Below are 25,278 nucleotides of genomic sequence, written 5' to 3'. Positions count from 1 at the left end.
CCCGGTCGGGGGCGACCACCGGCGTACCGAGGTCGAGCGCGCAGGTGGAGATCATCGGCAGGGTGCCGCGCATAGCGTCGGACGGGTCAGATGACCCTGTCCGACAGGAGCACCACGTTGTCCGCAACCCCGACCACCGGCGTCGCCGTCACCGCCCGTGAGCTGCGCAAGGAGTACGGCGCCGGGCTGTCCCGGGTCGTCGCCCTCGACGGCGTCGACCTCGACCTGGCCGCCGCCCGGTTCACCGCCGTGATGGGCCCGTCCGGCTCCGGCAAGTCCACCCTGCTGCACTGCCTCGCCGGCCTGGACCGGCCGTCCGCCGGCAGCGTGCGCATCGGCGACGCCGACCTCGCCCGACTGGACGACCGCCGGTTGACGCGGCTGCGCCGGGACCGGATCGGCTTCGTCTTCCAGAAGTTCAACCTGCTGCCCACCCTCACGGCCGAGGAGAACATCGTGCTGCCGCTGGCCATCGCCGGCCGGCGGCCCGACCCGGAGTGGCTGCGGCGGGTGGTGGCCGCGGTCGGCCTCACCGACCGCCTCGGGCACCGGCCCGCCGAGCTCTCCGGCGGCCAGCAGCAGCGGGTCGCCGTGGCCCGGGCCGTGGTCACCCGACCGTGGGTGATCTTCGCCGACGAACCCACCGGCAACCTGGACTCCCGCTCCGGCGCGGAGGTGCTGCGCCTGCTGCGCGAGGCGGTGGACACCCTCGGCCAGACCGTGGTCATGGTGACCCACGACCCGAAGGCCGCCGCCCACGCCGACCGGGTGGTCTTCCTCGCCGACGGTCGGCTGGTCGACGAGCTGCACGCCCCGACCGCCGGCCAGGTCCTCGACGCGCTCACCCGGCTCGAGGCCGGCGCGCAGCCGGTGGGGCGGTGACCGGGATGCTGCGGCTGACCCTGCGCCAGGTCCGCGCCGACGGGCTGCGCCTGCTGCTGTCCTCGCTGGCGATCGTCCTCGGCGTCGCCTTCGTCGCCGGCACCCTGATGTTCACCGACGGCATGCGCGCCGGGGCGTACGAGCGGGCCGGCGCCTTCGACCGGCACACCGACCTGGCCGCGTACGCCGGCAAGGACCCGCTGCCGCCCGCCCTGGTCGACCGGGTGCGCGCGGTCGACGGGGTGGCCGCCGCCGAGGGGGAGCTGACCGGCACCGCCGGGGTGGTGGGCGCCGACGGGCGGCCGGTGCTCGGCTACGCCGTGCTCGCCGCGATCCCCACCGACCCGGCCCTCCAGTCCTACGACGTGGTCGCCGGGCGGCTGCCGCAGCGGGCCGGCGAGCTGGTGCTCGACGAGGAGACCGCCGCCGACCAGCGCTTCGCCCTGGGCAGCCCGGTGCGGGTCGGCGGGAACGGCGGGCCGGCCCACCCGTACACCCTGGTCGGCACCGTCGACGTGGCCGGCAGTTCCCGGGACGTCGGCGGCCCGTTCATCGGCCTGGCCGGCGCGGACGCCCTCGCCGTGAGCGGCGAGCGCGGCTACGGCCGGATCATGGTGGCCGCCCGGCCGGGCGTGGACCGGGCGGCGCTCGCCGACCGGGTCCGCGCGGCGGTCGGGCCGGACGTCGCGGTCCGCGACCGCGCGGCGATCCTCGACGAGGCCGTCGCCGACGCGGTCCGCGACCGGCGGCAGTTCGAGCTGTTCCTGGGCACCTTCGCCGCGGTGGCCGTGGTGGTGGCCGGCTTCGTCATCGCCAACACCTTCGCCATCGTGCTCGCCCAGCGGTCCCGGCGGACCGCGCTGCTGCGGCTGGTCGGCGCCACCCGGGGACAGGTCTACCGGGCCACCCTCGGCGAGGCGGCGCTGACCGGGCTGCTCGCCTCGGCGGTCGGGGTGCTGGCCGGGGTGGGGCTGGCCGCCGGCCTCGGCGCGCTGCTGTCCACGCTGGACGCGCCGGTCGCCGGCACGATCACCGTCACGGCCCGTACGGTGCTGCTCTCCCTCGGCCTCGGCACGCTGCTGACCGTGGTGGCCGCCGCCGTGCCCTCCTGGCAGGGCACCCGGGTCGCGCCCGTGGCCGCGCTGACCGACGCCGCCGTGCGGCCCGCCCAGCGGGCCGGCCGGGTCCGGCTCGCGGCCGGCACGCTGGTCCTCGCCGCCGGGGTGGCCGCCCTGGCCGGGGCCGGCGCCACCGGCCAGGTGCCGCTGGTCGCCGCGGGCGGGATCCTGGCCTTCCTGGGCATCGTGCTGTTCGGCCCGGTGCTGGTGCCGGCGCTGGTCCGGGTGCTCGGCTGGCCGGCCCGCCGGCTGCTCGGCGTCCCGGCCGGGCTGGCCGTGGCCAACGCCGTGCGCAACCCGCGGCGGGTGGCGGCCACCGCCACCGCCATGGTCATCGGCATCGGCCTGGTCTCCGCGTTCGTGGTCGGCGCGGGCAGTGCGAAGGCCGGCATCGAGCGCGCCGTGGACGCGCAGGTCGGGGTGGACTTCCTGGTCACCGGGATCGGCGGGGACCTGCCGGCGCCGCTGGTCGCTGAGCTGGCCGCCCGGCCGGAGCTGGGCGTGGTGCACGAGCAGCGCAGCCGGGTGGTGGACGGGATCGAGGTGCGCGCCGCCCACCCGGCGCTGGTCCGGCGGACGCTGTCCGCTGTGGACGCCGGTGACCCGGCTGCCCTGGGGCCGGGCGCGGTGCTCGTGCACCGGGAGCTGGCCGCGGAACGCGGCTGGTCGGTGGGCAGCAGCGTCCCGCTGGCCGGCCGGTCGTTCCGGGTGGCTGCCGTGGTGGCCGACGACAGCCCGACCCTGGCCGGCAGTCCGGTGCCCGCCGGGCACGTGGTGGACGTCGCCGACGCCGATTTCACCCGCCTCTTCCCGGCCGAGCGCGGCCACCTGGCCGAGGTGGACCCCGCCGACGGGGTCTCCGCCGACGCCGCCCGGGTCGCCGTCGAGTCGGTGCTCACCCGCTATCCGACGGTCAACCTGCTGGACCAGGCCGCCTACAAGAAGATGCTCACCGGCACCGTGGACCTGGTGCTGGGCTTCGTCACCGCGCTGCTCGGCCTGGCCGTGGTGATCGCGCTGGTCGGCGTGGCGAACACGCTCACCCTCTCGGTGGTGGAGCGGACGCGGGAGAACGCGGTGTTGCGCGCCGTCGGGTTGAGCCGCGGCGGGATGCGGGCGGTGCTCGTCGTCGAGGCGGTGCTCACCGCGCTGGTCGGCACCCTGCTCGGCATCGCCCTGGGCACCGGGGTGGCCGCCGGCGGGATGGCCGTGCTGGCCCGGATCGGCGGGGACTTCACCCTGGTGCTGCCGTGGGGGCGGCTCGGCCTGATCGTCGCGGTGGCGGTGGTCGCCGCGCTGGCCGCCTCGGTCCTGCCGGCCCGCCGGGCGCTGTCCCGGCCGATCGTGGCGGCCCTCGGCGCGGACTGAGCCCTGGGCGCCCGGAACGCGATTCGAGCCGGTCCCGCGACAGCTGCGGGGCCGGCTCGACCGGCTCCGGGCGCCGCCGGTTCCGGGTGCGGGTGGGTCCGGGTGCCGCCGGGGTCAGCGGTCGGACGCGGGCTGAGCCCCGCCGCCGCCGTCCGTGGGCTCGGTGGCGGTCGAGGTGGTCTCGGTCGGTGTGGTGGTCACCGGCGACGGTGAGGTGCTGCTCGGCGCCGTGGTCGGCGCGGTCGGCAGGGTCGACGGGATGCTCGACGGGGTCGGCTGGACCGACGCGCTCGGGGAGCCGCTCGGCGTCGCCGAGGGAGAGGTCGACGGCCGGCCGGTCGGGCCCACCGGCCGGTAGCTGCGGCCGCCCCCTTCCGTCGGCGACGCCTCGGTGACCGCGGCGTCCGCCACGGAGTTGCTCGGGGCAACCGCCGGCGCGGTGGAGTCGATCTGGGTGGCCGGCGCCTCGGCGTTCTTCGCCGCGCCGAGGGCGGCGCCCAGCGCGGTCAGCGCCACCAGCACGGCGGCCGCCGCGCCGACCAGCGTGCCACGCCGGCCCGCCCGGCGGGCCGGGGCCACGAGGGCCCCCGGCGCGGTTGCGGTCAGGTCGTCGCGGGTGCGGCTCGCCCCGGTCGCGCCGCGCAGCGCCACCGGCACCATCGCGGTGGGCGCCTCGGAGCCGGCCGCGCGGGCGGCCTCGGCCATCGCCGCGGCGGTGGGGAAACGGTCCGCCGGATCCTTGGCCAGGGCCCGGGCAACCAGGTCACGGACCTGGTGCGGGATCTCCACCGGCAGCTCCGGCGGCTCGTCGTCGAGGTGTCGGACCGCCACCTGGAGCGGGTTGTCGCCGGTGAACGGCGGGCTGCCGGTGAGGCAGCAGTAGGCGACCGCACCGAGCGCGTAGACGTCGGTGGCGCCGGAGACCGGACGCCCGGCGGCCTGCTCGGGGGCCATGTAGAGGGCGGTGCCGGGCACCGCGTTCGTGCTGGTGATGCTGGTCACATTGGTCGACCGGGCCACGCCGAAGTCGACCAGCACCACGGTGCCGTCGTCCTGCACGAGCAGGTTGCTCGGCTTGACGTCACGGTGGACGATGCCCCGGGTGTGCGCCGCGTGCAGCGCCTGGGCGACCTGCGCCACGATCGACATGGTCTCGCCGACCTCGAGCTGCCCGGCCGCCTCGATCCGGCGGGAGAGCGGCTCGCCCGCCACGAACTCCATGACCAGGTAGTCGGCGCGGCTGCCGTCGGGCAGGTCGTCCTCGCCGCAGTCGAAGACCTGGACCACGCCCGGGTTGCGCAGCGACGCCATGATCCGCGCCTCGGCGCGGAAGCGGGCGATGAAGTCGGGGTCGGAGACCAGCGCGGGCAGCAGGACCTTCACCGCGACCGGACGGCCGAGCACCAGGTCCGTGGCACGCCAGACGTCGCCCATGCCGCCGGTGGCGACACGGTCATCAAGGCGGTACCGACCGCTGAGTACGACGTCTGAGGACAGCACCTCCATACCGTACCCAGAGTGGCGGCGGAGTATTTCCCGCGATCTCTCCCGTCACGACCGGCGGGCGGCCTGACGCGGCTCGGCCGAACGGTCGGCCGACCCCACGCCGAATGGCTGACGGTGACGACTCGCGTACGATCGGCCAGGAATGAGCGCTGGACAGTTCGTGTGTCCGGGTTCCGGTCTGCTGTTCACCGGCGCGTAGCGCGATTGCGGTGGCGTTCGTTACATCGACCCGCCGTGATCACGCGTAGAGAATTCTCACTCTTTTTCCGCTGGGTGATGCCTTGTCGAACCCACCCTGCGCTCCTAGCGTTGGCCGGGCTCCCGGCCGCCCCAGGACGCCGGTACGGTATGTCCGCCGACGGCCGTCCTGTGCGGCGGTGTCCAACGGCGCGCCCGCACCTCCCCGTGCTGGTGCGGATCAGGCCAGCGGGGGGCTGATGGTGCGGGTGGAGGTCCGGTCGTCCGACCGGGCGGGCGTCGGGCACACCGGCACCGGCGTGCGCCGGTCCGGGGAGTCGGCACGTCGGGAACGGCGGAACAATGACCGGTGAGCTGAACGAGGCGGTCGTCGCCGCGCAGGCGGGCGACGAGGCGGCGTTCCGCTTCCTCTACCGCAGCCTCCAGCCCGGCCTGCTGCGCTACCTCACCGCCCTGGTCGGCGCCGACGCCGAGGACGTGGCCTCCGAGGCGTGGCTCCAGATCTCCCGTGACCTGCCCAGTTTCACCGGCGGCGAGTTCCGCGCCTGGACGGTCACCATCGCCCGCAACCGGGCCATGGACCACCTGCGCCGGCAGCGGCGGCGGCCGGCCCTGCCGGTGCCCGTGCAGGCGCTCAGCGAACTGGCCGGGGACGCCGACACCGCCGAGCGGGCCGGCGAGACCATCGGCACCGAGAGCGCCCTGGCGCTGATCGCCAGCCTGCCGCCCCGCGAGGCGGAGGCGGTGCTGCTGCGCGCCGTGATCGGGCTCGACGCGGAGACCGCCGGTCGGGTGCTCGGCCGGCGGGCCGGCGCCGTGCGTACCGCCGCGCACCGGGGGCTGCGCCGGCTGGCCGGGATGCTGGAGCGCGCCGACCCCGACGGGTCGCCGGACCGGGCCGGGGAAGCGACGCCGCCCCGCCCCCGTACCGGGCGCGGACGGCAGGCGCCGCAGGCGCCCAAGGCCGAGCCGGCGGACGGTTGACGTGGAGGGAAACGGGATGAGCTTTCGCCGGTCCGACAGGCCCGCCGACCGGGCGGAGTCGGAGCGCCTCCTCGACGCGGCCCGCGCCGGCACACCGCCGGAGCCGGGAGGCGACCCGCTGGCGCACCTGCTCGCCGCGGCGGCCGCCCCGGGTGCCCCGGGCGAGCTGGCCGGCGGGGAGCAGGCCCTCGCCGCGTTCCGCCCCGCCCGGGCGGCGCCGGCCCCGGTCCCGGCCGTGGCGCCACGGCCGCGCCACCGCTTCCGGCTCGGCGCGGCGCTGGCCGGGCTCGCCGCCACCGCCACCGCCGGGGTCGCGTTCGCCGCGGTGAGCCTCGACCGCGGCCCGGAACCGGCGCCCCCGCAGCCGACCACCTCGGGCAGCACCGGTGCCGGCAGCACCGGCGCGACCGGCCCGGGCACCCCGACCGACTCCGGATCCGGGAGCGCCGGCCCGTCCGGGGGCGTCCCGTCCACCGCGCCGACGTCCGGCGCCTCGGGCGGACCGGGCCGGCCGCCGACCGCCGGACAGTTGGCCGGGCTGTGCCGCGGCTACCTGGCGAAGTCCGACCGGCAGCGGGCCCAGGCGCTGGAGACCCCGGCGTTCGCCGACCTGGTCACCGCCGCCGGTGGCGCCGACCGGGTCGAGGGCTACTGCCTGGCCCTGGTGCCGGAGAAGTCACCGGAGCCCGCGCCGAAGCCGTCGGCCGACGCCGGCGGGAAGACGCCGTCGACCGATGACCGCAGGGCGACGCCGTCCACGCCCGCGGCCCCGACCCCGCGGACCGGAAAGCCGACCACCGCCCCCGGCCGCTGAGCCGGTGCGGCCCGCAACCGGATTCCGGACAAAAATTCATCTCCTAGGGCGCGCGGACTCCGTCTGCTAGACAGAAGATGGTGGGACCCGCGGGACACCCGGCCGGAACGGCAGGGTGCCCGCCGACAGCGTGGTCGCCCGCCCCGGGGAGAGGAGCCGTCTCTTGGTGATGTCGCCGGAGCTGGACCGGACCACCGTCCTGGGAGACGAGGCGGCGGCCCGCGGGCACATGGCCAGGATCTGCTTCAAGACCGGGCCACCCACCCTGACCGGCGTCGAGCTGGAATGGACGGTGCACGACGCCGCGGACCCGACCCGCCCGGTCGACCGCGAGCGACTGCGCCGGGCGCTGGGACGGCACAGCCCCGTCACCATCGACCCCACCAGCCCGGCCGCCGGGCTCCGGCGCGGTGGCACCGTGACCGTGGAGCCGGGCGGGCAGGTGGAGATCTCCTCCGCGCCGCGACCCTCGGTCGCCGCGCTCATCCTGGCCACCGAGGCCGACCTCGCCGAGTTGCGGGCCCTCCTGGACGCCGCCGGCCTCGTCCTGGGCCGCACCGGCATGGACCCCTGGCGGCCCCCGCGCCCCGTCGTGGAGACCCCGCGCTACCGGGCCATGCGCTGCGTCTTCGACCGGCACGGGCCGGCCGGCCGGGCGATGATGTACAGCACCGCCGGGCTCCAGGTCTGCCTGGACGCGGGCGAGCCGGACCGGGTGGCCGAGCGGTGGGCCGCCGTCCACGCCGTCGGGCCGCCGCTGCTGGCCGCCTTCGCCACCGCCGACCGGCACGCCGGCCGCCGCACCGGCTGGGCCTCCACCCGGATGGCCGCCTGGCTGGCCATCGACCCGGCGCGCACCCGACCGGTCTGGTCACCGGCCCGCGCCCACCTCGACCCGGTCGCCGCCTGGACCGAGTACGCGCTCGCCGCGCCGCTGCTCTGCGTCCGGGGCGACGGTCCGGACTGGACGCCGCCCCCGGGCGTCACCTTCGCCGACTGGCTCGCCGGGGCACTGCCGTACCCGCCGAGCACCGACGACCTGGAATACCACCTCAGCACACTCTTCCCGCCGGTCCGCCCACGCGGCTACCTGGAGGTCCGCTACCTGGACGCCCAACCCGGTCGGGAGTGGACGGTGCCGCTGGCGGTGCTGGCCGCGCTTCTCGCCGACCCGGCCACCACCCGGGACGCGCTGGCCGTCGCCTCCCCGGTCGCCGACCGCTGGTCCGTCGCGGCCCGGCGCGGGCTGGCCGAGCGACCGCTGGCCACCGCCGCGGCGGCCCTGTTCGACCTGGCCCTGGCGGCCCTGCCCCGGCTGGACCTGCCGGCCGGGATCCACGACGAGACGAGCCGAGCGATCCGGCGGCGCCGCGCCGCCGCGGAGAGGGGACACCGGTGACCACGACCGAGCGACCGGCCACGGACGGCGGGCAGTTGCGCAGCCGGATCGCCGCCGAGCTGGAGCGCACCCGCGCCCGCACCGCGCTGCTGACCGACGTGGTGGACGACGACGACCTGGTGCGGCAGCACTCCACGCTGATGTCCCCGCTGGTCTGGGACCTGGCACACGTCGGCAACCAGGAGGAGCTGTGGCTGGTCCGCGACGTCGGCGGGCGCGAACCGGTGCGCCACGACATCGACGACCTGTACGACGCCTTCAAACAGCCCCGCAAGGATCGCCCGGCGCTGCCGCTGCTGCCCCCGGCCGAGGCGCGGGCCTACGTGCGTACCGTCCGGGACAAGGTGTACGACCTGCTGGACGGGATCCGGTTCACCGAGCGGAAGCTGGTCGAGGACGGTTTCGCCTTCGGCATGATCGTCCAGCACGAGCAGCAGCACGACGAGACCATGCTCGCCACCCACCAGCTGCGCGCCGGCAGCCCGGTGCTGGAGGCCCCGCCGCCGCCCGAGCCGCGGGTCCGGGTCGGCGGCGAGGTGCTGGTGCCGGCCGGTCCGTTCACCATGGGCACCTCCACCGACCCGTGGGCGCTGGACAACGAGCGCCCCGCGCACACCGTCGACCTGCCGGCGTACGCCATCGACGCGGCGCCGGTCACCAACGGGCAGTACCGGGCGTTCATCGCCGACGGCGGCTACGACGAGCCGCGCTGGTGGAGCGAGGACGGCTGGCGGCACCGGGTCGAGGCCGGGCTGAGCGCCCCGATGCACTGGCGGCGGGACGGCGACGGCTGGGCGTACCGCCGGTTCGGCCGCTGGTCGCCGGTGCGCGACGACGAACCGGTGGTGCACGTCTGCTTCCACGAGGCGGCGGCGTACGCGGCCTGGGCCGGCCGGCGGCTGCCCACCGAGGCGGAGTGGGAGAAGGCGGCCCGCTGGGACCCGGCGACCGGCCGGTCCCGCCGCTACCCGTGGGGCGACGCGGACCCGACCGGCGCGCACGCGAACCTCGGGCAGCGGCACCTGTGGCCGGCGCCGGTGGGCGCGTACCCGGAGGGCGCCTCCCCGCTCGGGGTGCACCAGCTCATCGGCGACGTCTGGGAGTGGACCTCGACCGCCTTCCGGGGCCATCCGGGCTTCGTGGCGTTCCCCTACCGCGAATACTCGGAGGTCTTCTTCGGCGACGACCACCGGGTGCTGCGCGGCGGCTCGTTCGGCACCGACCGGTCGGCCTGCCGGGGCACCTTCCGCAACTGGGACTACCCGATCCGGCGGCAGATCTTCAGCGGTTTCCGCTGCGCCCGCGACGCCCGCCCCGAGGAGTCGCACGCGTGATCGGTGGTGCGGCCTGATGTGCCGCCATCTGGCGTACCTCGGCCCGCCGGTCGGCCTGAGCAGCCTGCTCTTCGACCCGCCGTACGGGCTGCTGCGGCAGTCCTGGGCGCCGCGCGACATGCGGGGCGGCGGCACCATCAACGCCGACGGCTTCGGGGTCGGCTGGTACCCGGGCGACGGCGACCCGGTCCGCTACCGGCGGGCCCAGCCGATGTGGAGCGACACCACCCTGCCGGAGCTGGCCGCCGTGACGGTCGCGGGCGCGGTGCTGGCCGCCGTCCGGTCCGCCACGGTCGGCATGCCGCTGCACGAGACGGCGGCCGCGCCGTTCGCCGAGGGGCGCTGGCTGTTCAGCCACAACGGGGTGGTCCGGGGCTGGCCGGACAGCCTGGTGCCGCTCGCCGCCGGGCTGCCCGTCCGGGACCTGCTGACCCTGGAGGTGCCGAGCGACTCGGCGCTGCTCTGGGCGCTGGTCCGGCACCGGCTGCGGGCCGGCGCGGCGCCCGGCGACGCGCTGGCCGAGACCGTCGCGGCCGTCTCCGCCGCCGCCCCGGGGTCCCGGCTGAACCTGCTGCTCACCGACGGGGCGACGGTGGCGGCCAGCGTGGCCGGGCACGCGCTGTCGGTACGCCGTACCCCGGACTCGGTGCTGCTGGCCTCCGAGCCCTTCGACGACGACCCCGGCTGGCGGGCGGTGCCGGACGGCCGGCTCGTGGTGGCCACCGCCGACAGGCTGGACAGCCGGGAGCTGACGGTCGCCTGAACCCGTTTCCCACACCCGTAGGAACAGGAAGGACTGCTGATGAGCGCGGAGCCACTGGAGATCCACCTGGAGGAGCAGGACCTCGACCGCAGCCTGCGGGAGGACGTGCGGGTCGGGCTGACCGCGGCGCGGAAGTGGCTGCCACCGAAATGGTTCTACGACGCCCGGGGCAGTGCGCTCTTCGAGGAGATCACCCGGCTGCCGGAGTACTACCCGACCCGGGCCGAGCGGGCGGTGCTGGCCGCGCACGCCGACGACATCGCCGGGTTGACCGGCGCGAAGACCCTGATCGAGCTGGGCTCCGGGTCGTCGGAGAAGACCCGGCTGCTGCTGGACGCCTTCACCCGCCACGGCGACCTGGGCACCTTCGTCCCGCTGGACGTCTCGGTCAGCGCGCTGCGCCACTCCACCGAGCGGATCGCGGCCGCGTACCCCGGGCTGCGGGTGCGGGGCATCGTCGGCGACTTCACCCGGCACCTCGACCGGCTGCCCACCGGCGGCCGGCGGCTGGTCCTGTTCCTCGGCGGGACCATCGGCAACCTGCTGCCGGCGGAACGGGCGGAGTTCCTCACCGCGATGCGCGCGGCGCTGGAGTGCGGCGACTGGCTGCTGATCGGCACCGACCTGGTGAAGGACCCGTCGGTGATCGTCCCCGCCTACGACGACGCGGCCGGGGTGACCGCCGAGTTCAACCGCAACGTGCTCCGGGTGATCAACCGGGAGCTGGGGGCGGACTTCGACCCGACGGCGTTCCGGCACGTGGCGGTCTGGGATCCGGAGCACGAGTGGATCGAGATGCGGCTGCGCGCCGAGCGACCGGTCCGGGTCCACGTGCTCGACCTGGAGGTCGGGTTCGCCGCCGGCGAGGAACTGCGGACCGAGGTCTCGGCCAAGTTCCGCCCCGAGGGGATCGCCCGGGAACTGGCCGCCGCCGGGTTCGTCCGGCAGGAGTTCTGGACCGACCCGGACGGCCTCTTCGGGGTCAGCCTGGCCCGGGCCGACTGAGCCGCCGGGCCGCCGCGGGTGAGCCTGTTCACCCGCGGCGGCCCGTCCCGCCGTGATCAGCTAGGCTGGGCGGCGCGAAGGGGAGTAGCCCCCAATGTCGTGGTCGACATACTGGTGCGTTCCGCATCCGGCCACGCGGCCCCGGTCCCCGGGGCGGGCGAGACCTTCGACTCAGGCTGTCGCAGCCGGGTCGAGGGCGCCCCGTACCTCCTCCCGGCTTTGATCGGGAAGGTTCTCATGGACGGTTTCCTCGTCGCGCTGGTGGTCAGCTTCGGCGTCATCTTCGTCGCCGAGCTGGGCGACAAGTCCCAGCTCATGGCCCTGACGTTCGCCACCCGGTTCCGGCCCCTGCCGGTGCTCATCGGCATCACGGTCGCCACCGCGATCGTGCACCTGGCCTCGGTCGCCATCGGGTACGGCCTCAACGCGGCGCTGCCCACCGGCTGGATCTCGCTCATCGCCGGCCTGGCGTTCCTCGGCTTCGGCGCCTGGACGCTGCGCGGCGACAAGCTGACCGAGGAGGAGAAGCGCAAGGCGGAGAAGAGCAGCCGACACGCCGTCGTCGCGGTCGGCGTGGCGTTCTTCCTGGCCGAGCTGGGCGACAAGACCATGCTCGCCACCATCACCCTGGCCACCAAGTACGGCTGGTTCGGCACCTGGCTGGGCTCGACCCTGGGCATGGTGGCCGCCGACGCCCTGGCGATCCTGGTGGGCCGCCTGCTCGGCCGGCACCTGCCGGAGAAGGCCATCCGGTACGGCGCGGCCGTGCTCTTCGCCATCTGCGGCCTCTGGCTGGTCCTCGAGGCGGTCGCCGAGCTGACCTGAGTCGTTCCGCCGTCGCGGCCAGTGAGCGGTCGCGGCGGCGGAATCCCGGTTCCGGATGATCGTGGGCGGCGTCCCTGGGTATGAACATCTGGGCCGAGCCGGGGCGGAGTGACCACCGCCGGGCTGGTGCCACCGAAGCAGATGGGACGACCGGGAGGTTCCGCGCATGAGCAGACACGACGAGCCCAACGAGTTCGGTTTCGCCGGGGAGGGCACCGCTCCGGAGCCTCCGCCCGGCGGGCGCGCGGACGAGCAGGACCGGGCCGAGGAGGTCGCGGTGCCGGGCGACGACCTCCTCGACCCGTACGCCGACGCGGTGGAGGAGGAGACCGACGGGACGGAGGAGGAGAAGGCCCGCCGGCGGTGACCCCAGCGCGGCGTGCCGGGCCGGTTGCCGCGCTACGCGGTCTCGTCCTGATAGACGTCCGGCACGCCGTCGCCGTCGCTGTCCCGGCTCTCCCGTTCGGAGATCCGCCGGTAGACCCGGTTGCGCCGGACCAGGACCGTCGTGGCCAGCCCGGCCGAGAGCAGCGAGCCGAGCAGCACGGCGGCCTTCACCCGCTCGTCCTCGGGACTGCCCGGCCCGAACGCCAGCTCGCCGATGAGCAGCGAGACGGTGAACCCGATGCCGGCCAGGAGGGCCAGCCCGGCCAGGTCGGCCCAGGTGATCTCCTCGTCGAGTTCCGCGCGGGTGAACCGGGCGAGCAGGAACGTCGAGCCGAACACTCCGACGGCCTTGCCGAGCACAAGCCCGGCGGCCACGCCGAGCACCACCGGGTCGGTGAGTACCCCGGCCAGGTCGACGTCGACCAGGGTCACCCCGGCGGCGAAGAACGCGAAGACCGGCACCGCGAGGCCCGCCGAGACGGGCCGCCACCGGTGCTCCAGCCGCTCGGCCAGCCCCGGCCCGCGGCCCCGGGTGGCGAGCACGGGCACGGTGAAGCCGAGCAGCACCCCGGCCACCGTGGCGTGCACGCCGGAGGCGTGCACCAGCGCCCAGGCGGTCACCGCGAGCGGGATCAGCGCCCACCACCAGGTCCGCCGGCGCTGCACCAGCAGAGCGAAGGCGGCGATCGGCAGCAGCGCGGCGAGCAGCGGCAGCGGGTGGAAGTCGGCGGTGTAGAAGACCGCGATGATGATGATCGCGAAGAGGTCGTCGACCACCGCGAGGGTGAGCAGGAAGGCCCGCAGGCCCTGCGGCAGGTGCGAGCTGACCACGGCGAGCACGGCGAGCGCGAAGGCGATGTCGGTGGCGGTGGGGATCGCCCAGCCGCGCAGTCCCTCCCCGCCGGCGCTGAGCGTCACCGCGAGGTAGACCAGCGCCGGCACGAGCATGCCGCCCATCGCGGCCACCACCGGCAGCGCCGCCCGCCGGGGGTCGCGCAGGTCGCCGGCCACGAACTCCCGCTTGAGCTCCAGGCCGACCACGAAGAAGAAGATCGCCAGCAGGCCGTCGGCGGCCCAGGTGGCCAGGTTCAGGTCCAGGTGCAGCGCCGCGCCGCCGGGCCAGGGCACCCAGTCGCCCAGGTCCGCGTACGCCGAGCGCCAGGGGGAGTTGGCCCAGACCAGGGCGATGACCGCGCCGAGCAGCAACAGCCCGCCGCCGACCGTCTCGGTGCGCAGCACGTCGGCCAGGAACCGGGCTTCCGGCCAGGACCGGCGGGACAGCAGGCGGGGGAACTGCGGGGTGGGGTCGGTCATGCGGTGTCCGTTCCGGGAGCAGGGGTCGGCGAGGAAACGCCGACCAGACTTCCCGGCACACCGCCTCCGACCCTATCCGGCCGGGCGGCGCACGGCGACCGGAGCGGGTGGGATGCTCCGCTCACCAGATGGGCGGAGCGTCCCACCGCACGGGTTCAGCGCTGCCCGGGCAGCACCGGCAGCGACGCGTCGACCGTCTCGCAGAGCGCGGCCAGCCGCTTGATCAGCTCGTCCGGGTCGGCGTACGGGTCCAGGTCGCGCACCTCGTCGGGGTCGAGCGCGGGCACCCGGACGTGCGAGATCAGCGGGTGCAACGGGCGGCTGTCCGCCTCGTCGGCGCCGAACAGGTGCTCGTGCAGCTTCTCGCCCGGCCGCAGCCCGGTGTAGACGATGTCGACCGGGCGGTCGGCCTCGGCGGCCAGCCGGCGCGCCACGTCCGCGATCCGGACCGGCTCGCCCATGTCGAGCACCAGTGCCTCGCCACCGCGGCCCACGACGGCCGCCTGGAGCACGAGGTGCACCGCCTCCTGCACGGTCATGAAGTAGCGGGTGACGTCCGGGTGCGTCACGGTGATCGGCACCCCGGCCCGGATCTGCGCCTGGAACGCGGTGAGCACCGACCCCCGGCTGCTCAGCACGTTGCCGAACCGCACGCTCAGGTACGTCCCGCCGAGCCGCTCCGCGTGGTACGCGGTGAGCCGCTCGGTGATCCGCTTCGAGTAGCCGAGCACGCTGGTCGGGTTGGCCGCCTTGTCGGTGGAGATGTTGACGAACTGGGCGACGTCCCGGCACGCCTCCAGCACGTTGAGGGTGCCCCAGATGTTGGTCTTGATGGCCTCGCCGGGGTGCCGCTGGAGCATGGTGAGGTGCTTGAGGGCGGCGGCGTGGAACACCACGTCGGGCTGCCGGTCGGCGATCACCCGGGCGATGCCCTCGGCGTCCCGGATGTCGGCCAGGATCAGCTCGGGGCCGTCCAGCAGAGCTCGGCCGTGCAGCGACATCTGCAGGGCGTGCAGCGCCGACTCGTCGCGGTCGAGCATCATCAGCTCGCCGGGCTCGCAGCGGGCGATCTGCCGGCACAGCTCCGAGCCGATCGAGCCGCCCGCGCCCGTGACCAGCACCCGGCGGCCGGCCAGCCCGCCGCGTTCGACGGCCAGCTCGGCCACCCGCTGCGCCCGGCCGAGCAGGTCGTTGAGCTGCAGGTCCCGCACGTCGGTCACCGCGACCGGGCGGTCGAGCAGCTCGCGGACGGGGGGCAGCACCTTGAACGCGGCGCCGGCCTCCAGCGTCCGGGCTCGGACGTCGCGCAGGAGCCCCGGCTCCGAGCCGCTCATCGAGAAGATGACCGTGCGCGCTCCGGTGCCGCGCACCGCCGCGCCGATCTGCTTCCGGCCACCGAGCACCCGCAGTCCCTCCAGGCGCAGCCCCCGGCTCTCCGGGTCGTCGTCGAGCAGGCCGACGGGCCGGTAGCGGCTCTGCGGGTCGCGCAGCAGCGCCCGGACCAGCCGCTCGCTGGCCGCGTCCACCCCGTAGACCAGGCACCGCTCGGCGTCCGGCACCGGCCGGTGGTGCCGGTCCTGGCGGGCCCGCCAGACGCCCCGGGCCGCCGCCATCAGCACGAGCGCGACCGCGCCGCCGAGCAGCGGGGTGCTGGCGGGCACCGGCCGGTCCGCCCACGGCAGCACGCCGACGAGCGTGGCCAGCGTGGCGATCGCCGCCGTGCCGGCCAGCCCGCGGGCCTCCCCGGCGCTGCCGATCGGGTGCCGGCCGTGCGTCCGCAGTCGCACCAGGGTGAGCACCGCGTACACCGCGGCGCAGCCGAGCGCCACGGTGAGCACGCGGGCGCCGGCGCCGGGGGTCAGCGCGAATTCGTACCGGGTCCAGGCCGCGCCGAGAAATCCGCCGCACCACGCGGCCGTGTCCAGCGTTAACAGGGAGAGGGTGGCCACCCGGCGGGTGACCCGACCCCGTGGTCGTACGGCGTCTTCGGCGGCGGTGGCTTCACGATCCATGGGTTGCCCTCTGCGTCCGATACGGGAATGGAAGGATTTAGACCGTCTGTGCGGTTCTGATCGTTTACATTCGTCGAGTCACTTACCGTCATGTATAGGTGTTTTCAATCCTGGCACGTGTAGTGGGGTTTTTAGGGGGCTTTCGTGCAGTTTCATCGGCAGACCGGCGTGTCGCGAGGGGGAGCGTGATGGACGTTCTCAGCTACCTGCGCCTGGTCCGACGCCACTGGTGGATCGTGCTGGTCACGGTCATGATCGCCCTGGGCGCCGCCGCTCTCGTAACGGTCCGTACGGCGCCCCGTTACGAGGCGTCGGTGACCTTCTTCGTCACCACGCCGAGCCAGGGCGTCACCGACGCCTACCAGGGCAGCCTCTTTCTCCAGCAGCGGGTGAAGTCCTACGGCGACCTGCTCACCAGTGACCGGCTGGCGCAGAGCGTGGTCGCCGAGGCCCCGCTCGGGCTCACCGCCGACCAGGTGCAGCGCCGGATCACCACCTCCACCGAGGCCGGCACCGTGCTGCTGAGGGCCACCGTCACCGACACCGACCAGACCCGGGCGCTGAAGACCACCGAGACGCTCTCGGCCAAGTTCATCGAGCTGGTGCAGAAGGTGGAGACCCCACCGGACGGCAAGGCGCCGCCGATCAAGCTCGAGGTGGTCAGCGGACCCCGGGTGACCTCCAGCCCGGTCTCGCCGCAGCCGGTGCGGAACCTGGTCATCGGCGGCCTGCTGGGGCTGCTGCTCGGGGCGGGGCTGGCCGTGCTGCGCGGGCTCGCCGACGTCCGGATGCGGGACGCCGCCGCGCTCCAGCGGGTGACCGGCAGCCCGCTGCTCGGCGAGATCCCGTTCGAGTCCGGCGCCAAGGCGGCGCCGCTGATCGTCGGCGAGGCGGCCAACTCCCGGCGCGCCGAGGCGGTTCGCAAGCTCCGGACCAACCTGCGCTTCGTCGACGTGCACGAACCGGCACGGGTCATCGCGGTCACCAGCGCCCTCCAGGGCGAGGGGAAGACCACCATGGCCTGCAACACGGCCATCGCGCTGGCCGAGGCCGGCTGGCGGGTGCTGCTCATCGACGCCGACCTGCGCCGGCCCAAGGTCGCCGACTACCTCGGCCTGGACGGCGGGGTCGGGCTCACCGACGTGCTGGTCGGCGACGTCCAGGTCGGCGACGTGGTGCAGCGGTGGGGCGACAAGTCGCTGCTGGTGCTGCCCAGCGGCGCCACCCCGCCCAACCCCAGCGAGCTGCTCGGCTCCAAGGCGATGGCCGACCTGCTGGTGGCGCTGCGCGAGTCGGCGGACATCGTGATCATCGACACCGCGCCGCTGCTCGCGGTCACCGACGGTGTCGTGGTGGCCGTGCAGGCCGACGGCGCGCTGCTGGTCACCCAGCAGGGGCGGACCTCGCGCAGCCAGGTGGCGGCCGCGGCCCACGCGCTGCACTCGGTCTCCGTGCGCCTGCTCGGCTGCGTGCTGAACATGGCCAAGGTGGCCAAGGCGGACGCCTACCAGTACGAGGCGTACAAGGTGGTCGTGCCGGCCGCCGCGCCGTCCGTGCCCACCGACCGGGCCGGGGTGGCCCGGCGGGGGGAGCAGGCCGCCGTGGGCGACCACACCCAGGAACTCACCCGGCTGTCCCGATGAGCACGAGTACCGGTCGGATGGACCGCTCGATCTCCTCGGCGCAGCGCCGGAAGTCGGCGGGGGAGCCGCCGATCGGGTCACGGAGGTCGTCCGCGTCGGGGGTGGCGGGTTGCAGCCGCCCCCGGACGCGGGCGGCCGCCGCCACCGCCGCGCGCAGCGGGGAACTCCCGCGCGGGGCGGCGGGCTCGGTCGCCTCGGTGGTCCCGGGCTCCTCGGCCGCCGCGGCGGCCAGCCGGGCGAACTGGCGCAGTGTGAAGGTCCGGGGCAGCGCGGCCGGCGCCAGTGCGGTGCAGATCGAGCGCTGCCGCCGGGTCGCGGTCAGCACGAGGCCGGCCCGGGTCAGGTGCTCGGGGCGGAGCCTGCGGGTGCGGAACGCCGCCGGGTCCGCCCCGGTCCCGGCGGCCACCTCGACCGCGTACGGGTGCATGGCCGCCCCGTCCGGGGCGTCGGTGCCCGCGCTCGCCACCGCGACCGGCAGGTCGCGCAGCAGCCGGCGGGCGATGAACTCCGCCATCGGTGACCGGCACATGTTGGCGTGGCAGACGAAGAGCACCCCGTCGACCATCTGCACCCCTCTCGTCGGCACGGTCGCGGGACGTGGTGCCGCGACGGCGGTGTTCCGGCGGTCGCGGCCGGACGCAGAGGGGATGCGGGCATCGTACGGGGTGCCGGGGCCCGCGCGTCGGGAAGCCGCGCCGGGAGCGCGGCCATGAAGATCGGCATCCTGTCGTACCACTTCCCGCCGGAGCCCGCGTTCATCCCGGGCAGCCTCGCCGAGGAGCTGGCCGCCCGCGGCCACGAGGTGCGGGTGCTCACCGGCTTCCCGGACTACCCCGGCGGGCACGTCTATCCGGGCTGGCGGCAGCGCTGGCGGCACCAGACGCACAGCGAGCGGCTGACCGTCCGCCGGGTGCCCCGGTACGCCGGCGGTGACGGCTCCGCCGGTGCCCGGATGGCCAGCTGGCTCTCCTTCGCCGGCAGCGTGGCGCTGACCGGCCGGCGCTACCTCGGCGACGTCGACGCCCTGTACGTCTTCCAGCTCCCGGCGGTCACCTTCGCCGCGGCCGGCCTGCTGCGGCTGCTCGGCCGGGTGCCGACCGTGCTGCACGTGCAGGACGTCTGGCCGGAGGAGGAGCCGTCCCGGGCGGGGGAGGCCCGCCGGTGGTCCGGCCGGCTGGACGCCACCCTGCGGCGGATCTACCAGGAGGCGGGCGCCGTCGCGGTCACCGCACCCTCCATGCGGGACCTGGTGGTCGCCGGGGGCGCCGACCCGGACCGGGTGCGGGTGGTGCTGAACTGGACCGACGAGCGGATCTTCCACCCGACCGAGCCCAGCCGGGCGGCCCGGGGGCTGATCCGCCGGGACGACCGCTGCGTGGTGATGCACGCCGGGACGATCGGCGTACGGCAGGGGCTGGAGACCGCGGTGCGCGCGGCGGCCACGCTGGACGGCCGGATGGACCTGGTCCTGGTCGGCTCGGGAGCCGAGGAGCGGCGGGTGCGGGGGCTCGCCGCCGAGCTCCGGGCCGACAACGTCCGGTTCGTCGACCGACGGTCCCCGTTGGACATGCCGGAGCTGTACGCGGCCGCCGACTACCAGCTCGTCATGCTCCGCGACCTGCCGGAGCTGCGGGGCATGGTGCCCGGCAAGCTCCAGGCCGCGCTCTCCTGCGCCGCGCCGGTGGTCGCCTCGGCCGCCGGTGACACGGTGGCGCTGGTGGAGCGGGCCCGGGCCGGGCTGTCCTGCCCGCCCGAGGACTGGGCCGCGCTGGCGGACCGGTTCTGGCTCGCCTCGGCGATCCCACCGCCGGCCCGGCTGGACATGGGCCGCCGCGGGCGCGACGCCTACCTGCGGGAGATGTCGCAGCGGGCCGGCGTCGACCGGATCGAGCGGCTGCTGCACGAGGTCTCGGCACGCGCTGCCGGCGCCCGCCGCTGATCGGAACGATCCTCACGAAACCGCCACGCGGCGGCAAAGTGCGCCATAACGCCACGAACCAGTGAAGATTCGTGCTAGAAAGCGATCAATCGTCATTGGTGTCCGATTTCAACTCGGGGAGAGTGGTGTGACGGAAAGCGGTGGGCCGCCCCGCCGGCGGCGGCGCTCCCGGCGCCGCAGCCGGGCCCGCGTACGCCGGGTCCTGCTCGTCGGGCTCGTCGTCGTCTCGGTCCTGCTGGCCGGCGGCGGGTGGGTCGGGTTCCGCGGCTGGCAGGCCCGGGCGCACCTGCTCAACGCGGCCGGGCTGGCCCAGGAGCTCAGCACGCTGGTGGTCGGCGGCGACGTGGCCCGCGCCCAGCGCACGCTCGCTGCCCTGCAGGAGCAGGCCGCCGCCGCCCGCGGCGCCACCGGCGACCCGGGTTGGTGGCTCGGCCAGCAGGCCCCGTACGCGGGCGACGACCTGGCCGCGGTGCGCCAGATCGCGGTGGCCGTGGACGACCTGGCGCGCCTGGCCTTTCCCACCCTGCTCCGGGTCGACCTCGCCTCGCTGGTGCCGAAGGAGGGGCGGCTCGACCTGGGCCGGCTGCGCGCCGTCTCGGCCGAGGTCTCCGCCGCCGACCGGGCGGTGCGGCAGACCGGTGCGCGGTTGCGCGCGGTGTCCACCGAGGACCTCGTCGAGCAGGTCCGGGACGCGGTCGCCGGGTTGCGGACCGAGCTGGACCGGCTGGGCGAACTCACCGCCGCCGCGGACCAGGGCGCCCGCCTGCTGCCGGCCCTGCTCGGCGCCGACGGCCCGCGCAGCTACCTGCTCGTCTCCCAGAACCCGGCCGAGTTGCGTGCCACCGGGGGCATGTTCGGCGCGCACGCGGTGCTGCGCGCCGAGGGCGGCCGGATCCGGATGTCCGGCCAGGCCAGCGCGAGCAGCCTGCGGTCGTTCACCCCGCCGCTGCCGGTGAGCCAGGAGATGCGGCGCCTCTGGAAGGACCTGCCCGGAACCTTCCCGGCAGACGTCAACCTCAGCCCGGACTTCCCGACCGCGGCCGCGCTCTACCGGGAGATGGTCCGCCGGCGCACCGGCACGGCGGTGGACGGCGTGCTCGCCGTGGACCCGCTGGTGCTGTCGTACCTGCTCGGCGTGCTCGGGCCGGTCACCGTGCCGGGCCGGCCGAGCCTGGCCGGCAGCAGCGTGGTCCGGACCCTGCTGAGCGACACCTACCGGACGCTCGACACGAAGGCGCAGGACACCTACTTCGCGCAGGCCGCGTCCGCGGTGTTCGACGCGCTTTTCTCCAGGGCGGTGAATCCGCGGGCTCTTTTGACCGTTTTCAACCGTTCTATCACCGAACGACGGATATTGTTCTGGAGTGTCCATCCTGCGGAACAGAGCGTCCTCGGCGACAGCCAGTTGTCCGGGAAGCTCCGCGAGAAGGACACCGTGCCCACTGTCGGCGTGTTCCTCAACGACGGCAGCGGCGCGAAGCTCGGCTACTACCTGAGGTTCTCGGCAACCGTGACGGTCGGCGACTGCCAGCCGGACGGGCGCCGAGAGCTGCGGCTACGGGTCACGGTCCACTCCACCGCCCCGCAGTCGGGCCTGGCCGAGTCGGTCACCGGCCTCGCGCTCTCCGGCGATCCGTACACCGCCCGCACCTTCGTGTCGGTGTACACGCCGACCGGAGGGGCGGTGCTCGGCGGGCGGCTGGACGGCCGGGACACCGCGATGGGCAGCGGGACCGCCGGTAGTCGCCAGGTGACCGTGGCGAACGTGGAGGTCAAGCCGGGTCGTACCCGGACCCTCGACGTCGCCCTGCTCACCGGCAAGACGAGCGCCGGCACGGCCGAGCTGGTGCTCACACCCACCGTCACCCCATGGACCACCCAAGTTGTTTCCGCACCAAGCTGTGATCAGTAGGAGGGAATCCATCATGCGGCTATCCCGCATCTTCATGGCGCTCACGGTCGGCCTGGCCGTGGCGGCCGTGCCGACGGCGGCCGGCGCGGCACAGCCGCAGCCACCCGTGTACACGCCGGGTGAGGCGTTGCTGACCGTCACACCGACGACCATCCGTCTCGGCGGGACCTTCACCCTGGAGGGCGCGGGCTTCGCGCCCGGGACGGTCACGATCAACGTGGCGATCACCGGCAACCCCAACGCGGCGCCCGCCCAGGGGTCGGTCCGCCGGAGCGACGGCAGCGCCGTCGCGATGACCGCGGTGGCCTACCAGCAGCCGCAGTCGGCGCCGACCACGTTCACCGTGACGGCGGACGGCGACGGCAACTTCACCGTCACCTACAAGCCCAGCCGGACCGGGCGGCACGTCTTCACCGCCACCCAGGGGACGCAGGAGGACAGTGCCACGGGCATCGTCCTCCCGGCGCGGCCGGACCGGCCGGGGCGGCCGGGCGGCGGCAACCTACCGGTGACCGGTGACAGCATCGGCACGCCGCTGAAGCTCGGTGGCGGCCTGGCCGGCGCCGGCGCGGTGCTGGTGCTGCTCTCCCTGGCCTGGCGCCGGCGCGGTCGCTTCGGGATCGGTTCCCGCTGACCCGAGGCGTGCCGGGCAGGGCCCGGACCGATCTCCGAGGGTGCCCGCCGGATCCCGGCGGGCACCTTCGTGTCGGCGCGGCCCGCCGGGACCGCACAATGACCGGATGGACGCGACGCGGCCGTGGACGGACCGGACCGGACTGCTGGCGCTGCCCGGCGGCGCCACCGTACGCGGGCGGCGGATCGCCGCGGCCGCCTCGCCCGCCGACTTCGCTCTGCTGCTGGCGCCCGGGCCGGCTCCGGCCTGGCCGGCCCGCCGGATCCGCTGGCCCGACTTCTGGCTGCCGCTGGATCGCGCCGACGCCCTCGACGCGCTGCGGGAGGCGTGGCGCCGGGCGTACGCGGGGGAGCGGATCGAGGTCGCCTGCCACGGCGGCGTCGGCCGGACCGGCACGGCCCTGGCCGCGCTGGCCGTCCTGGACGGGCTCGATCCCGCGCAGGCGGTGGCCTTGGTCCGCGCGCACTACCACCCGCGGGCCGTGGAGACCCCGTGGCAGCGCCGGTGGCTGCGCGGGGTCGGCTGACCCGCTCCCGACCGGCGCGCCCAGCGGGGTGAGCCGCGACGACCCCGGAACGGGGCTGGGTAGGGTGCCTCTCCATGAGAGCCCGGGTCCTGGCCGCCGCCACCACCGTCGTCGCCCTGCTCGTCACCGGGGCCCCGGCCCCGGCGAACGCCGCGCCGCCGGTGACCGCCGCGGGGGCGACGGTGCCCTGTCCCCGGCTGCCGGCGCCGAAGGTGACCCGGCCCCCGCGCCCCACCCCGCCGCCGTCGGTGCCCGAACAGCAGGCCGTCGGCGGGGACGCGCTGGCCACCGCGGGCCTGGCGACCCCACCCGGTAGCCCGGCGCCGCCGGCCGTCACGGCCACCACCTGGCTGGTCGCCGACCTGGACACCGGCGCCGTGCTCGGCGCCTGCGGCCCGCACGAGTACGGCACCCCGGCGAGCACCCAGAAGCTGCTGCTGGCCGCAACCCTGCTGAACCGGATCGACCCGAAGCAGGTGGCCACCGCGACCCGGGCCGACCTGGACATCGAGCGGGGCAGCTCGGCCGTCGGCCTGCTCGTCGGCGGCCGCTACGCCGTGGAGACGCTCTGGTTGGGGCTGCTGCTCCAGTCCGGCAACGACGCGGCGAACATGCTGGCCCGGCTCGGCGCCGGCAGCGCCAGCGCCGGCGTGGCCGAGATGAACGCCGAGGCGCACCGGCTGGGCGCCCTGCAGACCCACGCCGTGACCCCGTCCGGGCTGGACGGTCCCGGGCAGTTCACCAGCGCGTACGACCTGGCGCTGATCGCCCGCGCCTGCTTCGCCGACGCGCGGTTCCGCCGGTACGCGCTCACCGAGCGGGCCCAGATCCCGGCCCAGCCCGCGCTCAAGGCCGGCGGTTTCCAGATCCAGAACGAGAACCAGCTGATCTACCGCTACCCCGGCGCGCTCGGCGGCAAGACCGGCTTCACCGAGCTGGCCCGGCACAGCTACGTCGGCGCGGCCCAGCGCGGTGGCCGGCGGCTCGTGGTCACCCTGCTCGGCGCCGAGGCCCGTCCGGTACGCGGCTGGCAGCAGGGCGCCCAGCTACTCGACTGGGGCTTCTCCCTGCCCCGGGACGCCTCGGTCGGCCGGCTGGTCGGGCCCGGCGAACTGGACGCCGAGCCGCCCGCCCCCAGCGGCTCCCCGGCAGCGGCCCGCCCGTCGCCGCCCCCGCAGTGGCGCGGGCCGGCCGGCACCGCGCTGCGCCGGATGGCCGACGGCGACTGGCAGGTCATCGCGGCCACCGCCGGCCTGCTCGCCCTCGTCGTCGGCGGGCTGGCGGCGGTGCTGGCCGCCCGCCGGGGCCGGTCCCGCCGGGCCGGCCGCCGCCGCGCCTGACCCGGTCGCGCACGCACCGGGCGGACGGATCGCCGCGATGCCGCCCGCCCCGGCAGCCCGTCCCCCTATGGTCGGGTCATGCGGGACAGCCGACCAGCGGACGGAACCTCGCCGGACGCGCCCGTAGCCGGGCACGCGCGCCCGGAAACCGGCCGCTGACCCCGCCGATGCGCCGGCGTCACCCGCCCTCCGGCCGCCTGGCGCGAGCCGTGCGGATCACCCCGCGGGACGTGTTCCTGCTGGTCATGCTCGGCCTGCTGGTGCATGTCCTGCTGCCGCAGCTCGGCCAGGTACGCGCTGCCCTGCACGCGGTGCGGCACGCCGAACCGGTCGCGGTGGCCGGCTCGCTGCTCGCCGCGGCCGCCACCTACCTGCTGAGCGCGTACGCGCTGCGCCTCGCCGTCGCCACCCCGGTGCCGCTCGGCCGCACGGTCACCGTCCAGGTGGCCGCCGCCTTCGTCAACCGGCTCGCGCCCGGCGCGCTCGGCGGCGCCGCGCTGAGCCTGCGCTACCTGCACCGGCAGGGACTGACCGTCCCCGCGGCGGCCACCGCGGTCGCCGTGAGTCGGGTCGCCGGGGTGCTCGGCGTCGCCCTGCTGCTGCCGGTCCTGCTGCCGTTCACCCGGGGAACCCGGCGGCACCTGGCCGACGCCGCCGCCGGTCGCGGGCTGGCCGTGCTGCTCACCGTCCTCGCGGTGCTGCTGGCCGCCGCCGCGGCGCTCGCCGTACCCCGGTGGCGGACCCGGCTCCGGGCGGCCCGGCGCCAGGTCGTGGACGCCCTGCGCGCGCTGGTCCGGGGTGGCCGGCTCCTGCCGCTGCTGGCCGTGAGCGTGGCGCTCACCCTGGCCTACGCGGCCGCGCTCTGGCTGGCCCTGCTCGCCGTCGGGCTGCCCGGCGAGCCGCGGCTGCTGGCACCGGTGGTGCTGGTGTGTGTGGTGGGAGAGGGGGTGGCCACGGCCGCGCCGACCCCCGGCGGGCTCGGCGCCACCGAGGCCGCCCTGGTTTCCGGTCTGCTCCTCTACGGCGTCCCGACCGAGACCGCGGTGGCCGGGGTGCTCGTCTACCGGCTGGCCACCTTCTGGCTGCCGGTGCTGCCCGGCTACGTGGCGTTACGCCTGCTCGTGCGGCGTGGCGCCGTCTGACGGACCGCGCGTGGACGCCGCGACCACGGGTATCCGCCCGGGCATGGAGCACCCCGGGCGGATGGTGGTGGACCGCCGGACGCTGCTGCCCCGGCGGCTACGCCGGGCGTTCCGGAGCGTGCTGCACCGGCTGCTGGACGCGGTCGGCGACGCGATGGCCGTGGTCGCCGCGCTGCTTCAGTCCACCGGCGGCCTCCGCTGAGGGTCGCCGCCGGACCTCGAACGGTCAGGGT

Annotated in this window: 22 protein-coding genes; 18 read left to right on the top strand and 4 right to left on the bottom strand. The window is 75.7% G+C overall.

Annotated elements, in window-relative coordinates; genetic code table 11:
• Positions 1–117: 117 nt before the first annotated feature.
• Positions 118–882, top strand: a complete 765-nt coding sequence (locus IEY96_RS21305; RefSeq protein ID WP_189196587.1) for an ABC transporter ATP-binding protein — start codon at positions 118–120, stop codon at positions 880–882.
• 5 nt (positions 883–887) lie between these two features.
• Entirely contained in the window at positions 888–3,368 is a 2,481-nt protein-coding gene (locus IEY96_RS21300) for an ABC transporter permease (RefSeq protein WP_189196803.1), read from the top strand.
• Between the two features lie 114 nt (positions 3,369–3,482).
• Here the strand turns inward: IEY96_RS21300 and IEY96_RS21295 are convergent, their stop codons facing one another.
• The gene (locus tag IEY96_RS21295; protein ID WP_189196586.1) at positions 3,483–4,868 is read right to left on the bottom strand and encodes a serine/threonine-protein kinase; all 1,386 of its coding nucleotides are present in this window, start codon (positions 4,866–4,868) and stop codon (positions 3,483–3,485) included.
• Between the two features lie 546 nt (positions 4,869–5,414).
• On the opposite strand from IEY96_RS21295, the gene IEY96_RS21290 reads away from it, so the two are divergent.
• The 8 genes from IEY96_RS21290 to IEY96_RS21255 all read left to right on the top strand — a co-directional run bounded on the left by IEY96_RS21290 (position 5,415) and on the right by IEY96_RS21255 (position 12,563).
• Positions 5,415–6,056, top strand: a complete 642-nt coding sequence (locus tag IEY96_RS21290; RefSeq protein ID WP_189196585.1) for an RNA polymerase sigma factor — start codon at positions 5,415–5,417, stop codon at positions 6,054–6,056.
• 16 nt (positions 6,057–6,072) lie between these two features.
• On the top strand, positions 6,073–6,870 hold the full coding sequence (locus IEY96_RS21285) for a prolipoprotein diacylglyceryl transferase (RefSeq protein WP_189196584.1): 798 nt from the start codon (positions 6,073–6,075) through the stop codon (positions 6,868–6,870).
• Positions 6,871–7,033: 163 nt separating this feature from the next.
• Positions 7,034–8,269: an ergothioneine biosynthesis glutamate--cysteine ligase EgtA gene (gene egtA / locus IEY96_RS21280; protein ID WP_189196583.1), complete on the top strand. Its 1,236-nt coding sequence runs from the start codon at positions 7,034–7,036 to the stop codon at positions 8,267–8,269.
• Positions 8,266–9,603: an ergothioneine biosynthesis protein EgtB gene (gene egtB / locus IEY96_RS21275; RefSeq protein ID WP_189196582.1), complete on the top strand. Its 1,338-nt coding sequence runs from the start codon at positions 8,266–8,268 to the stop codon at positions 9,601–9,603. Before egtA ends, egtB begins: the two co-directional genes overlap by 4 nt.
• Before the next feature lie 16 nt (positions 9,604–9,619).
• Entirely contained in the window at positions 9,620–10,366 is a 747-nt protein-coding gene (gene egtC, locus IEY96_RS21270; RefSeq protein WP_189196581.1) for an ergothioneine biosynthesis protein EgtC, read from the top strand.
• Positions 10,367–10,405: 39 nt separating this feature from the next.
• Positions 10,406–11,371 carry an L-histidine N(alpha)-methyltransferase gene (egtD, locus tag IEY96_RS21265; RefSeq protein WP_189196580.1) on the top strand — a complete coding sequence of 322 codons (966 nt, stop codon included), beginning with the start codon at positions 10,406–10,408 and terminating at the stop codon, positions 11,369–11,371.
• A gap of 237 nt (positions 11,372–11,608) precedes the next feature.
• Positions 11,609–12,196 (top strand): TMEM165/GDT1 family protein, encoded by a 588-nt coding sequence (locus IEY96_RS21260; RefSeq protein ID WP_189196579.1) that lies wholly within the window; start codon positions 11,609–11,611, stop codon positions 12,194–12,196.
• Between the two features lie 166 nt (positions 12,197–12,362).
• Complete coding sequence (locus IEY96_RS21255) at positions 12,363–12,563, top strand: hypothetical protein (protein WP_189196578.1); 201 nt, start codon at positions 12,363–12,365, stop codon at positions 12,561–12,563.
• Positions 12,564–12,595: 32 nt separating this feature from the next.
• Here the strand turns inward: IEY96_RS21255 and nhaA are convergent, their stop codons facing one another.
• Together nhaA and IEY96_RS21245 are read right to left on the bottom strand one after the other, a co-directional pair.
• On the bottom strand, positions 12,596–13,897 hold the full coding sequence (gene nhaA / locus IEY96_RS21250) for a Na+/H+ antiporter NhaA (RefSeq protein WP_189196577.1): 1,302 nt from the start codon (positions 13,895–13,897) through the stop codon (positions 12,596–12,598).
• A gap of 155 nt (positions 13,898–14,052) precedes the next feature.
• Positions 14,053–15,909 carry a polysaccharide biosynthesis protein gene (locus IEY96_RS21245; protein WP_189196576.1) on the bottom strand — a complete coding sequence of 619 codons (1,857 nt, stop codon included), beginning with the start codon at positions 15,907–15,909 and terminating at the stop codon, positions 14,053–14,055.
• Positions 15,910–16,097: 188 nt separating this feature from the next.
• Between IEY96_RS21245 and IEY96_RS21240 the strand changes: the two genes are divergently transcribed.
• Positions 16,098–17,552 carry a tyrosine-protein kinase domain-containing protein gene (locus IEY96_RS21240; RefSeq protein WP_189196575.1) on the top strand — a complete coding sequence of 485 codons (1,455 nt, stop codon included), beginning with the start codon at positions 16,098–16,100 and terminating at the stop codon, positions 17,550–17,552.
• Here the strand turns inward: IEY96_RS21240 and IEY96_RS21235 are convergent.
• Positions 17,533–18,117 (bottom strand): arsenate reductase/protein-tyrosine-phosphatase family protein, encoded by a 585-nt coding sequence (locus IEY96_RS21235; RefSeq protein WP_189196802.1) that lies wholly within the window; start codon positions 18,115–18,117, stop codon positions 17,533–17,535. The two genes, IEY96_RS21240 and IEY96_RS21235, sit on opposite strands and share 20 nt — an antisense overlap.
• A 144-nt stretch (positions 18,118–18,261) precedes the next feature.
• Here IEY96_RS21235 and IEY96_RS21230 point away from each other — a divergent pair, with 144 nt between their 5' ends.
• The 7 genes from IEY96_RS21230 (at position 18,262) to IEY96_RS21200 (ending at position 25,247) form a co-directional block, all read left to right on the top strand.
• Positions 18,262–19,491, top strand: coding sequence for a glycosyltransferase family 4 protein (locus tag IEY96_RS21230; RefSeq protein WP_189196574.1), 1,230 nt, complete (start codon positions 18,262–18,264; stop codon positions 19,489–19,491).
• A 127-nt stretch (positions 19,492–19,618) separates the two neighbouring features.
• Positions 19,619–21,403 carry a DUF4012 domain-containing protein gene (locus tag IEY96_RS21225; RefSeq protein WP_189196573.1) on the top strand — a complete coding sequence of 595 codons (1,785 nt, stop codon included), beginning with the start codon at positions 19,619–19,621 and terminating at the stop codon, positions 21,401–21,403.
• 13 nt (positions 21,404–21,416) lie between these two features.
• Positions 21,417–22,037, top strand: a complete 621-nt coding sequence (locus tag IEY96_RS21220) for a hypothetical protein (RefSeq protein ID WP_189196572.1) — start codon at positions 21,417–21,419, stop codon at positions 22,035–22,037.
• Between the two features lie 106 nt (positions 22,038–22,143).
• On the top strand, positions 22,144–22,563 hold the full coding sequence (locus IEY96_RS21215) for a protein-tyrosine phosphatase family protein (RefSeq protein ID WP_189196571.1): 420 nt from the start codon (positions 22,144–22,146) through the stop codon (positions 22,561–22,563).
• 74 nt (positions 22,564–22,637) lie between these two features.
• Entirely contained in the window at positions 22,638–23,903 is a 1,266-nt protein-coding gene (locus IEY96_RS21210) for a D-alanyl-D-alanine carboxypeptidase family protein (RefSeq protein WP_189196570.1), read from the top strand.
• 209 nt (positions 23,904–24,112) lie between these two features.
• On the top strand, positions 24,113–25,045 hold the full coding sequence (locus tag IEY96_RS21205; protein WP_229791762.1) for a lysylphosphatidylglycerol synthase transmembrane domain-containing protein: 933 nt from the start codon (positions 24,113–24,115) through the stop codon (positions 25,043–25,045).
• A gap of 10 nt (positions 25,046–25,055) precedes the next feature.
• Positions 25,056–25,247 carry a hypothetical protein gene (locus tag IEY96_RS21200; protein WP_189196829.1) on the top strand — a complete coding sequence of 64 codons (192 nt, stop codon included), beginning with the start codon at positions 25,056–25,058 and terminating at the stop codon, positions 25,245–25,247.
• Positions 25,248–25,278: the final 31 nt, after the last annotated feature.

The sequence above is a fragment of the Micromonospora fulviviridis genome (assembly GCF_014648395.1).
Classification (GTDB): domain Bacteria; phylum Actinomycetota; class Actinomycetes; order Mycobacteriales; family Micromonosporaceae; genus Micromonospora; species Micromonospora fulviviridis.
The sequence above is the reverse complement of the archived record's forward strand: the minus strand, read 5'-3'. Positions and strand labels throughout refer to the sequence as shown.

Coding starts and splice junctions, on each gene's coding strand:
- IEY96_RS21300 (WP_189196803.1), top strand. CDS start 888: ATGCTGCGGCTGACCCTGCGCCAGGTCCGCGCCGACGGGCTGCGCCTG.
- IEY96_RS21290 (WP_189196585.1), top strand. CDS start 5,415: ATGACCGGTGAGCTGAACGAGGCGGTCGTCGCCGCGCAGGCGGGCGAC.
- IEY96_RS21285 (WP_189196584.1), top strand. CDS start 6,073: ATGAGCTTTCGCCGGTCCGACAGGCCCGCCGACCGGGCGGAGTCGGAG.
- egtC (WP_189196581.1), top strand. CDS start 9,620: ATGTGCCGCCATCTGGCGTACCTCGGCCCGCCGGTCGGCCTGAGCAGC.
- egtD (WP_189196580.1), top strand. CDS start 10,406: ATGAGCGCGGAGCCACTGGAGATCCACCTGGAGGAGCAGGACCTCGAC.
- IEY96_RS21260 (WP_189196579.1), top strand. CDS start 11,609: ATGGACGGTTTCCTCGTCGCGCTGGTGGTCAGCTTCGGCGTCATCTTC.
- IEY96_RS21255 (WP_189196578.1), top strand. CDS start 12,363: ATGAGCAGACACGACGAGCCCAACGAGTTCGGTTTCGCCGGGGAGGGC.
- nhaA (WP_189196577.1), bottom strand. CDS start 13,897: ATGACCGACCCCACCCCGCAGTTCCCCCGCCTGCTGTCCCGCCGGTCC.
- IEY96_RS21245 (WP_189196576.1), bottom strand. CDS start 15,909: ATGGATCGTGAAGCCACCGCCGCCGAAGACGCCGTACGACCACGGGGT.
- IEY96_RS21240 (WP_189196575.1), top strand. CDS start 16,098: ATGGACGTTCTCAGCTACCTGCGCCTGGTCCGACGCCACTGGTGGATC.
- IEY96_RS21235 (WP_189196802.1), bottom strand. CDS start 18,117: ATGGTCGACGGGGTGCTCTTCGTCTGCCACGCCAACATGTGCCGGTCA.
- IEY96_RS21230 (WP_189196574.1), top strand. CDS start 18,262: ATGAAGATCGGCATCCTGTCGTACCACTTCCCGCCGGAGCCCGCGTTC.
- IEY96_RS21220 (WP_189196572.1), top strand. CDS start 21,417: ATGCGGCTATCCCGCATCTTCATGGCGCTCACGGTCGGCCTGGCCGTG.
- IEY96_RS21215 (WP_189196571.1), top strand. CDS start 22,144: ATGGACGCGACGCGGCCGTGGACGGACCGGACCGGACTGCTGGCGCTG.
- IEY96_RS21210 (WP_189196570.1), top strand. CDS start 22,638: ATGAGAGCCCGGGTCCTGGCCGCCGCCACCACCGTCGTCGCCCTGCTC.